7 protein-coding genes and 1 riboswitch are annotated in these 9,006 nt (G+C 72.2%); of the genes, 4 read left to right on the top strand and 3 right to left on the bottom strand.

Features of this window, described 5'->3' with window-relative positions; genetic code table 11:
* The 3 genes from Q9R08_RS17565 (at position 1) to Q9R08_RS17575 (ending at position 4,585) form a co-directional block, all read left to right on the top strand.
* A complete protein-coding gene (locus Q9R08_RS17565; protein WP_308869447.1) occupies positions 1–1,233 on the top strand; it encodes an acetate/propionate family kinase in 1,233 nt (410 codons plus the stop codon).
* A gap of 98 nt (positions 1,234–1,331) precedes the next feature.
* Entirely contained in the window at positions 1,332–2,063 is a 732-nt protein-coding gene (locus Q9R08_RS17570; RefSeq protein ID WP_308869448.1) for an HAD family hydrolase, read from the top strand.
* Positions 2,060–4,585, top strand: a complete 2,526-nt coding sequence (locus tag Q9R08_RS17575; RefSeq protein ID WP_308869449.1) for a glycoside hydrolase family 65 protein — start codon at positions 2,060–2,062, stop codon at positions 4,583–4,585. The genes Q9R08_RS17570 and Q9R08_RS17575 overlap by 4 nt, the downstream gene beginning before the upstream one ends.
* A gap of 107 nt (positions 4,586–4,692) precedes the next feature.
* Here the strand turns inward: Q9R08_RS17575 and Q9R08_RS17580 are convergent, their stop codons facing one another.
* The 3 genes from Q9R08_RS17580 to thiM all read right to left on the bottom strand — a co-directional run bounded on the left by Q9R08_RS17580 (position 4,693) and on the right by thiM (position 7,663).
* Positions 4,693–6,174 (bottom strand): bifunctional hydroxymethylpyrimidine kinase/phosphomethylpyrimidine kinase, encoded by a 1,482-nt coding sequence (locus Q9R08_RS17580; RefSeq protein WP_308869450.1) that lies wholly within the window; start codon positions 6,172–6,174, stop codon positions 4,693–4,695.
* Positions 6,171–6,848: a thiamine phosphate synthase gene (gene thiE / locus Q9R08_RS17585; protein WP_308869451.1), complete on the bottom strand. Its 678-nt coding sequence runs from the start codon at positions 6,846–6,848 to the stop codon at positions 6,171–6,173. The genes Q9R08_RS17580 and thiE overlap by 4 nt, the downstream gene beginning before the upstream one ends.
* Positions 6,845–7,663, bottom strand: coding sequence for a hydroxyethylthiazole kinase (gene thiM / locus Q9R08_RS17590; protein WP_308869452.1), 819 nt, complete (start codon positions 7,661–7,663; stop codon positions 6,845–6,847). The genes thiE and thiM overlap by 4 nt, the downstream gene beginning before the upstream one ends.
* Positions 7,654–7,748: riboswitch (TPP riboswitch) on the bottom strand. Its footprint overlaps the gene before it by 10 nt.
* A gap of 63 nt (positions 7,749–7,811) precedes the next feature.
* Here thiM and Q9R08_RS17595 point away from each other — a divergent pair.
* Positions 7,812–9,006, top strand: a 1,195-nt coding sequence (locus Q9R08_RS17595; RefSeq protein ID WP_308869453.1) for a DNA polymerase III subunit gamma and tau, incomplete at its 3' end; no start/stop codon positions are given.

Here is a 9,006-nt window from a genome sequence, read left to right on the forward strand (position 1 = left end):
ATGACCCCGGTTCTCGTCATCAACAGCGGCTCCTCGTCGTTCAAGTACCAGCTGCTCGACATGGACACCGAGCGCACGCTCGCGTCCGGCCTCGTCGAGCGCATCGGCGAGCCGATCGGCGTCGCACGCCATACCGTTCATGCGACTCCGGTAGACGCGGGGGAGGGATCGCCCACCTTCCTCGACGCGACGCGCACACGTGAGCTGCCCATCCCCGACCACACCGCGGGCTTCGCGGTCATGCTCGACGCGTTCGCGTCCCACGGCCCGTCGCTCGCCGACACGCCGCCGGTGGCGGTCGGTCACCGGGTGGTCCACGGCGGCGCGCGGTTCTTCGAGCCGACGCTCATCACCCCGCTCGTCGAGATCAACATCGACGAGCTCTCGGTGCTCGCGCCGCTGCACAACCCGGCGAACCTGGCGGGGATCGTCGCCGCGCGCACGGCGTTCCCCGAAGTGCCGCACGTCGCCGTGTTCGACACGGCGTTCCACCAGACGCTGTCGCCGGCCGCGTACACGTACGCGATCGACACGGAGATCGCGGCATCCCACCGCATCCGGCGGTACGGGTTCCACGGCACGTCGCACAAGTTCGTCAGCGAAGCGGCCGCGGCCTTCCTCGGTCGCCCCCTCGGCGAGCTGAAGCAGATCGTCTTCCATCTGGGCAACGGAGCGTCGGTGACCGCGATCGACGGCGGCCGGTCCATCGACACGTCGATGGGCTTCACTCCGCTCGAAGGACTCGTCATGGGCACGAGGTCGGGCGACATCGACCCCGCGGTGCTCTTCCAGCTCGAGCGGCGCGCCGGGATGTCGGTCGACGACCTCGACGACCTTCTCAACAAGCGCAGCGGGCTGCTCGGCCTCGCGGGATCCAACGACCTGCGGGACATCCGGGCAGCGATGGAGCGGGGCGAGCCGCGGGCGCTCCTCGCCTTCGAGGTCTACGTCCACCGGCTCCGTGCCTACGCCGGCGCCTACCTCGCACAGCTCGGCGGCGCCGACGTCATCTCGTTCACGGCCGGCGTCGGCGAGAACGCCCCCCGCGTGCGGGCGGAGGCGCTCGGGACCCTCGGATTCGCGGGCGTCGAGATCGACCACGAGCGCAACGAGAGCGCCGAGCGCGGCATCCGTGTGATCTCCACGGACGCGTCGGCCGTCACCGTCCTCGTCGTGCCGACGGACGAGGAGCTCGAGATCGCCCGGCAGACCCTGAGCGTCGCCCGTCCGTAACCGTCTCGGGGTGTCGAGGGGGCGCCCGACCGCATTACGCTTGCTGGACGGCGCGACGGAGTGCCGAGCACACACCCGCACCCGCTCCCGGAGGTTCTGTGGCCTACGACGCCCTGCCCGATCTGACCGCCTTCGACGCCGTGCTGTTCGATCTGGACGGCGTCCTGACGCCCACGGCCGAAGTGCACATGCACGCGTGGCAGACCATGTTCGAGGAGCTCTTCGCCGCGTGGGACATCACGCCGCCCTACACCGAGCGCGACTACTTCGACCACCTCGACGGCAAGAAGCGCTACGACGGCGTGGCCAGCCTCCTGCGGTCGCGCGACGTCGAGGTGCCCTGGGGCGACCCGTCCGACCCTCCCACCGCCGACACCGTGTGCGGCATCGGCAACCGCAAGAACGCCGTCTTCGAGCGGGTGCTGCGGGCCGAGGGCATCGCGCCCTACCCGGGGTCGCTGCGCCTGCTCGACCAGCTGGCGGATGCCGGCAGCCGCGTCGCGGTGGTGTCGAGCTCCAAGAACGCCGAGGAGGTGCTGGCGGCAGCCGGCATCCGTGATCGCTTCACGGTCGTGATGGACGGCGTCATCGCCGAACGCGACCACCTCGCCTCGAAGCCCGCGCCCGATGTGTTCGTCGAGGCGGCGCGGATGCTGGACGTCGAGCCCGCCCGCAGCGCCGCGGTCGAGGACGCCATCAGCGGCGTGCGCTCGGCGGCGGCCGGCGGCTTCGGCCTCGTCGTGGGCGTGGACCGCGGCGTCGGGGTGCAGGATCTCGTCGACGCCGGTGCACACATCGTGGTTCAGGACCTGGAGGAATTCGTACGATGATCGACCGCGACCGCTTCCCCGTCGACGAGTGGCGGCTGATCGAGTCGTCGTTCGACCTCGACGACGCCGGCGTCACAGAGACGCTGTTCGCCGTGGGCAACGGCTATCTGGGCCTGCGCGGAAACCAGTCCGAAGGGCGGTTCGCGCACGAGGACGGCACGTTCATCAACGGGTTCCACGAGACGTTCCCGATCCGCCACGCCGAGCAGGCGTACGGCTTCGCGGAGGTGGGGCAGGCGATCATCAACGCGCCGGACGCGAAGGTGATGCGCGTGTACGTGGACGACGAGCCGCTGTCGCTCGACGTCGCCGACGTCCGCGAGTACGAACGCGAGCTCGACATGCGCGACGGAGTCCTGCGACGCCACGTGCGGTGGACCACGCCGTCCGGCAAGGACGTCGTGATCGGCATGGAGCGACTGGTGTCGTTCGAGGAGAAGCACCTCGCCGTGATGACGATCGACGTCACCGTGCTGAACGCCGACGCTCCGGTCACCGTCAGCTGTCAGCTGATCAACCGGCAGGACGGCGAGGACGTCTACGGCGGAACCCCCAACCCTTCGCGCAGGGCCGGCTTCGACCCGCGCAAGACGGAGAAGCTGCACGAGCGCGTGCTGCAGCCGCAGGAGTTCTGGCAGGACAAGCTGCGCTCGGCGCTGTCGTACCGCGCCACCGACTCCGGTATGACCGTCGCCGTCGTCGCCGACCACCTGGTCGAGACGGAGAACGAGTACACGTCGCGCACGCTCATCGAGCCCGACATCGCGAAGAACGTGTTCCGCGTGCAGGCGAAGGCCGGCGTGCCGATACGCGTCACCAAGCTCGTCAGCTACCACACGTCGCGCGGCGTCCCCGCGCGGGAACTCGTGGACCGCTGCCGGCGCACGCTGGACCGGGCGCTCGGCGAGGGCGTCGACGCGATCCGCACGCGGCAGCGGGCCTGGCTGGACGCCTTCTGGGAGCGCTCGGACGTGCGGATCGCCGGACACGCCGATCTGCAGCAGGCCACGCGCTGGTGCCTGTTCCAGCTCGCGCAGGCAACAGCCCGGGCGGACGGCCTGGGCGTGCCGGCGAAGGGCATGACGGGCTCCGGCTACTCGGGGCACTACTTCTGGGACACGGAGATCTACGTGCTCCCGTTCCTCGCGTACACGACGCCGCTGTGGGCACGCAACGCCCTGCGCATGCGGTACCTCATGCTGCCCGCCGCGCGTCGGCGCGCGTTCCAGCTGAACGAGGCCGGTGCGCTCTTCCCCTGGCGCACCATCAATGGCGAAGAGGCGTCGGCCTACTACGCGGCCGGCACCGCGCAGTACCACATCAACGCCGACGTCAGTTATGCGCTCGCGAAGTACGTCCGGGCCACCGGCGACGACGAGTTCCTCTTCCGCGAGGGCGTCGACATCGCGGTCGAGACCGCCCGACTCTGGGCGACGCTGGGATTCTGGCGGTCGAGCGACGGCGTAGTCGACGGCGAGGGGGACACCTTCCACATCCACGGCGTCACCGGGCCGGACGAGTACACGACCGTCGTCAACGACAACCTGTTCACGAACGTCATGGCGCGCTTCAACCTGCGCTTCGCCGCGCGCACGGTGCGCGAGATGGCGGAGGTCGACGGCGAGGTCTACCGGCAGATGGTCGACCGCCTCGCCCTGGAGCCCGGCGAGCCCGAGGCCTGGGAGCGCGCCGCGGAGGCCATGCACATCCCGTTCAGCCCGAGCCTCGGCATCCATCCGCAGGATCACGTGTTCCTCGAACGCGAGATCTGGGACCTCGAGAACACGCCGCCCGACAAGCGACCCCTCCTGCTGCACTTCCACCCGCTGGTGATCTACCGCTACCAGGTGCTCAAGCAGGCCGACGTGGTGCTGGCGCTGTTCCTCCAGGGCAACCACTTCTCGGACGAGGACAAGCTCGCCGACTTCGAGTACTACGACCCGCTGACCACGGGCGACTCGACGCTGTCGGCGGTCGTGCAGGCGATCCTCGCGGCGGAGGTCGGCTACCAGGACCTGGCGCTCGAGTACTTCCGCGAGTCGATCTTCGTCGACCTCGGCGACCTGCACCACAACGCCGCCGACGGCGTGCACGTCGCGTCGGCCGGCGGCGTCTGGACGGCGCTCGTCTCGGGCTTCGGCGGCATGCGCGACCACTTCGGCGAGCTGTCGTTCGACCCGCGCCTGCCCGCCGCCTGGCCCTCGCTCGAGTTCGTGCTGCACTGGCACGGTACGCGCCTGGTCGTCACCGTGACTCGCGACGAGCTGCGCGTCCGGGCGACGGAGGGCGACCCCGTCGGCTTCAGCGTGCGCGGTGTCGGCTACGTCGTCGGCCCGGGCGAAGAGGTGGTGGCCCCGCTCGACGGGCAAGGCCCCGTCATCGCCGGCCGGCCGTCGCTGCGCGAGCTCGGCGACGCCCGCCGCGAGGACGGCTCGCTGCTGTCGGCGTCGGTGCCCACCGTCACCTCGACGATCCCGATCATCGTGGGCGCCGCCGACGTCGAGCACGGCGCGGACGCCTAACCGTTTCGCGAGAACCGGAGATCCGGCGAGACAGGACGATCCGTACCGATTCGTCCCGTCTCCGCCGGATCTCCTGCGTTCGTGCGGGCGCGTGTGAGGCCAGATGGTCACGCGCGGGCGAAGAACTCCCGTTCGTGCTCCATCGAGCGTGCGAATGCGGCGCTCATGCGCGCCCGCTCGCGCGGTCCGGCCTCTTGCGCCGCGGCGTCGGCGATCTCGGCCGCCCGCGCGGTCGCGGCAGTGAACCCCGGGTCGCCGTACATCGCCAGCCAGTCGTCGTACGGGTGCCCGTCATGGCGCCGGGCCGCCAAGCGGACGCCGAGGTCGGTGTACAGCCAGAAGCACGGGAGCAGCGCGGCGACGAGCTCCGCGTAGGACCGCGCCGAGGCGTGCAGGTGGTTCGTGTAGGCCCGCGTCTGCGGCGCGGGCTCGTCGGAGCGCGTCCCGAGATGCGACTCGTGCAGCCGTCGCTCCTCGACGAGCGAGGACTCGGCCGCGCGCGCCCAGAACGCCTGCTCCTCGGAGCTCGGCGCGAGCGCACTCGCCTTCGCCAGCACGCGGGAGTACTCGCCGAGGTAGAGCGCGTCCTGGGCGAGGTAGCGCAGGAACGTCTCGCGCGGCAGGCTGCCGTCGGCCAGCCCTCGGACGAAGTCCAGGCCGTCGACCTCCGCCCGCACGGCGGCGGCGGCCTCCCACGCCTGCGCCGACCATGACGCGGCCGCGCCGGTCCCCACGGCCCCTGCCCGCTGTTCGTGGAAGTGGTCGATCGGCCCGTTGCCTTCGCCCACACCCAGAGCATCGGCATGCGCGAGTGCGCCGGTGAGCCACGTCTTCGCGCGCACCAGGGCGTCGGGCCAGTCCGCCCCGCCCGCGCGCAGGGTCGCCATCGCCGACGAGAGCGAGCAGCCGGTGCCGTGGGTGTTCCGGGTCGCCACGCGGGTGCCGGCGACCTCGTGCACCGCGCCGTCGGCCGCGACGACAGCATCCGGGCACTCCGTGCCGTCGAGATGCCCGCCCTTGAGCAGCACGGCCGTTCCCGTCGCGCTCGCGAGCGCCCGCGCGTCGGCGGCCGCCTGCCGCCATGTCGTCGCCCGGGGGCGGCGGATGAGCACGGCGAGCTCCGCCAGGTTCGGGGTGATCAGATCCACCTCGCTCGCGAGTGCGCGCAGCGCCTCCTCGGCGGCGGGGTCGAGCAGCCGATCGCCGCTGGTCGCCACCATCACCGGATCGAGCACGACGACCGGCGGTCGCACGCGGCCGAGCCACTCCCGCACGGTGCCGATGATCGGGGCGGACTGCAGCATGCCGATCTTCACCGCGTCGATCTCGACGTCATCCGATACGGCGTCCAGCTGCGCCGCGAGGAACGCGGTCGGAGGCACGTGCACCTCGCGCACGCCGCGCGTGTTCTGCGCGACGAGCGCGGTCACCACGGCCATGCCGTAGCCGCCCAGCGCGGCGATGGACTTGAGGTCGGCCTGGATGCCCGCGCCGCCCGTCGGGTCGGTGCCGGCGATACTGAGCACGCGCGGGATCGCCCGCCCGTGAAGCGGCGCCGTCGCGGGCTGCGCGACGAACACGTCGCTCATGGCGCCACCTCCTCGGCGTCGAGCGCGATCGCGTCTGCGGCGCTGCGAAGTGCCCGCGACGTCGCTGCCGGATCATCGGCCCCGCAGATCGCCGAGACGACCGCGACACCCGCCGCTCCGGCTTCCCGCAGCGGTGCGACGTCGCTCAGGCGCACTCCGCCGATCGCGACACAGGGCACGGGGGTGCTCATCGCGAACGCGGCGAAGCCGTCGATGCCGAGCGCCGGCGGGTGGTCGGGCTTGGTCGAGGTCGGCCGGATCACGCCCACGCCGAGGTAGTCGACCGTGCCGGGACGCAGAGCGGATGCCGCGGCCCGGTGCTCCGGCGAGTTCGCCGTCCAGCCGACCACGGCGTGCGCGCCGAGCAGGCGTCGGGCCGTCTCGGGCGGCACGTCGGCCTGGCCGAGGTGGACGCCGTCGACACGGGCTCCGGCATCGCGCGCGGCGACGGCGACGTCGACGCGGTCGTTGATCAGCAGCAGGCAGCGGCGGTCGATGACGTCCGACATCGCCACCGCCTGCCGCAGCAGCTCGCGCGCGCTGACGGACTTGGCGCGCAACTGCACGACGTCGACTCCTGCACCGACCGCGGCGTCGACGACGTCGACCAGCCGGTCGAACGGCACGCGGTCCTCGGTCACGAGATGCACCGCGAGGCGGGCGGCGCGGATCATCGGGCCGCGACCGCGTCGCCGACGCGCGCGTCGAGTTCGGCGGGCGCCGCGGCCACGGCGTCGAGCGCATCGAGGAACGCCACGGCGAACGACCCCGGCCCCTCCGACCGCGCCCCGGCGCGTTCCGACGCGACCGCGTAGAGGGCGGATGCCGCCACCGCCGCCTCGAGCGGGGCGCACACGCCGAGCAGTGCCGCCATCACCGCGCCGAGCGAGCAGCCGCCGCCGGTGACGCGGGTGAGGAGAGCGTCGCCGCCGTGGACGCGCACGACCCGCTCGCCGTCGGTGACCAGGTCGACGGGGCCCGACACGGCGACCACGCCGCCGGCGCGCAGCGCGAGCGCCCGCGCGGCGCCGGCTGCGGCATCCGTTCCGTCCGTCGCATCGACGCCGCGACCGCCGGAGCCCTCGCCGGCGAGCGCCAGGATCTCGGAGGCGTTGCCGCGGATGATCGCCGGACGGTGCTCGAGCAGCTTGGCCGCGAGAGCCGTGCGCACCGGGAGCACGCCGACGGCAACGGGATCGAGCACCCACCGGGACGTGTGACGGACTGCCTCGCGGGCGGCATCGCGCTGCTCCGCCGTCGGGGTGCCGAGGTTGACCAGCACGCCGTCGGCGATGCCTGAAAACAGCCCGGCCTCGCCCGGGATGTCGCACATCGCCGGAGCCGCGCCGACGGCGAGGAGGGCGTTGGCGGTGAAGTTGGTCACCACCGCGTTGGTGATGCACTGCACCAGTGGCGGGGCCTCCCGCAGCGCCCTCAGCGCGGCGGTGGGGGAAAGGGCGGACAGGTGGGTATCGGTGCGCGCGTTCATCGCGACATCCCTTCGCTCGCATGATCGAGATCAGGTTCGACGGGTGTGTTCTCAGCCCGCCGCGCGGGCACCCCGTGTCACTGCCGAGCAATCTAGCAGGCGGCGCGAGGGCCACCGCGATGTCGGCGTCACGCCGTAGGCTGGGGGAGTGACCACCGCCCTCTACCGCCGCTATCGGCCCGAGTCGTTCGGCGAGATGATCGGCCAGTCGCAGGTCACCGAGCCTTTGATGACGGCGCTGCGCAGCGACCGGGTCGGGCACGCGTATCTGTTCTCCGGACCTCGCGGCTGCGGCAAGACCACGTCCGCCCGCATCCTGGCGCGCTGTCTCAACTGCGCGCAGGGGCCGACCGACACTCCCTGCGGCACCTGCGACAGCTGCATCGAGCTCGGGCGCGGCGGTGGCGGCTCGCTCGACGTCGTCGAGATCGACGCCGCGAGCCATAACGGCGTCGACGACGCCCGCGACCTGCGCGAGCGCGCCGTGTTCGCCCCCGCGCGCGACCGCTTCAAGATCTTCATCCTCGACGAGGCGCACATGGTCACCCCGCAGGGCTTCAACGCCCTGCTGAAGCTCGTCGAAGAGCCGCCCGACCACGTCAAGTTCATCTTCGCGACGACCGAGCCCGAGAAGGTCATCGGCACGATCCGCTCGCGCACGCACCACTATCCGTTCCGCCTCGTGCCGCCGGCCGCCATGCTCGAGTACGTCGAGCAGCTCTGCGAGCAGGAGGGCGTCGAGGTCGAGAAGGGCGTGCTGCCGCTCGTCGTGCGCGCGGGCGGCGGGTCGCCGCGCGACACGCTGTCGCTGCTCGACCAGCTCATCGCCGGATCCGAGGACGCCAAGGTCACCTACGCCCGCGCCGTCGCGCTGCTCGGCTACACCCACGCCGAGCTGCTCGACGAGGTGGTCGACGCGTTCGCCGCCTCCGACGCCGCGGCCGCGTTCGCCGCGGTCGACCGGGTCGTGCAGACGGGCCAGGACCCCCGCCGGTTCGTCGACGACCTGCTCGAGCGCCTGCGCGACCTCATCGTCGTGTCGGCGACCGGTCAGGGCGCCGCCGCAGTGCTGCGCGGCGTCTCGGCGGAAGACCTCGCGCGCATGCAGCGCCAGGCCGACGCCTTCGGCACCTCCCGCCTGTCGCACATCGCCGACCTCGTCATCGCCACCCTCGACGACATGACGGGTGCGACCTCGCCCCGGCTTCAGCTCGAGCTCATGGTCGCTCGCGTGCTCGCGCGCGCGGCGGGCAGCGCCACGGCGGCCGCCCCTCCGGCTGCCGCTGTGCCCGCGGTCGCTGCTTCGCCCGCGGCTGCCGCTTCGCCCGCGGCTGCGCCGAGCG

The organism is Microbacterium psychrotolerans (assembly GCF_031085295.1).
Taxonomy (GTDB): Bacteria; Actinomycetota; Actinomycetes; order Actinomycetales; family Microbacteriaceae; genus Microbacterium; species Microbacterium psychrotolerans.

Excerpts from the sequence above, each read along its gene's own strand:
- Q9R08_RS17565 (WP_308869447.1), top strand. The coding sequence starts at position 1 with ATGACCCCGGTTCTCGTCATCAACAGCGGCTCCTCGTCGTTCAAGTAC.
- Q9R08_RS17575 (WP_308869449.1), top strand. The coding sequence starts at position 2,060 with ATGATCGACCGCGACCGCTTCCCCGTCGACGAGTGGCGGCTGATCGAG.
- Q9R08_RS17580 (WP_308869450.1), bottom strand. The coding sequence starts at position 6,174 with ATGAGCGACGTGTTCGTCGCGCAGCCCGCGACGGCGCCGCTTCACGGG.
- thiE (WP_308869451.1), bottom strand. The coding sequence starts at position 6,848 with ATGATCCGCGCCGCCCGCCTCGCGGTGCATCTCGTGACCGAGGACCGC.
- thiM (WP_308869452.1), bottom strand. The coding sequence starts at position 7,663 with ATGAACGCGCGCACCGATACCCACCTGTCCGCCCTTTCCCCCACCGCC.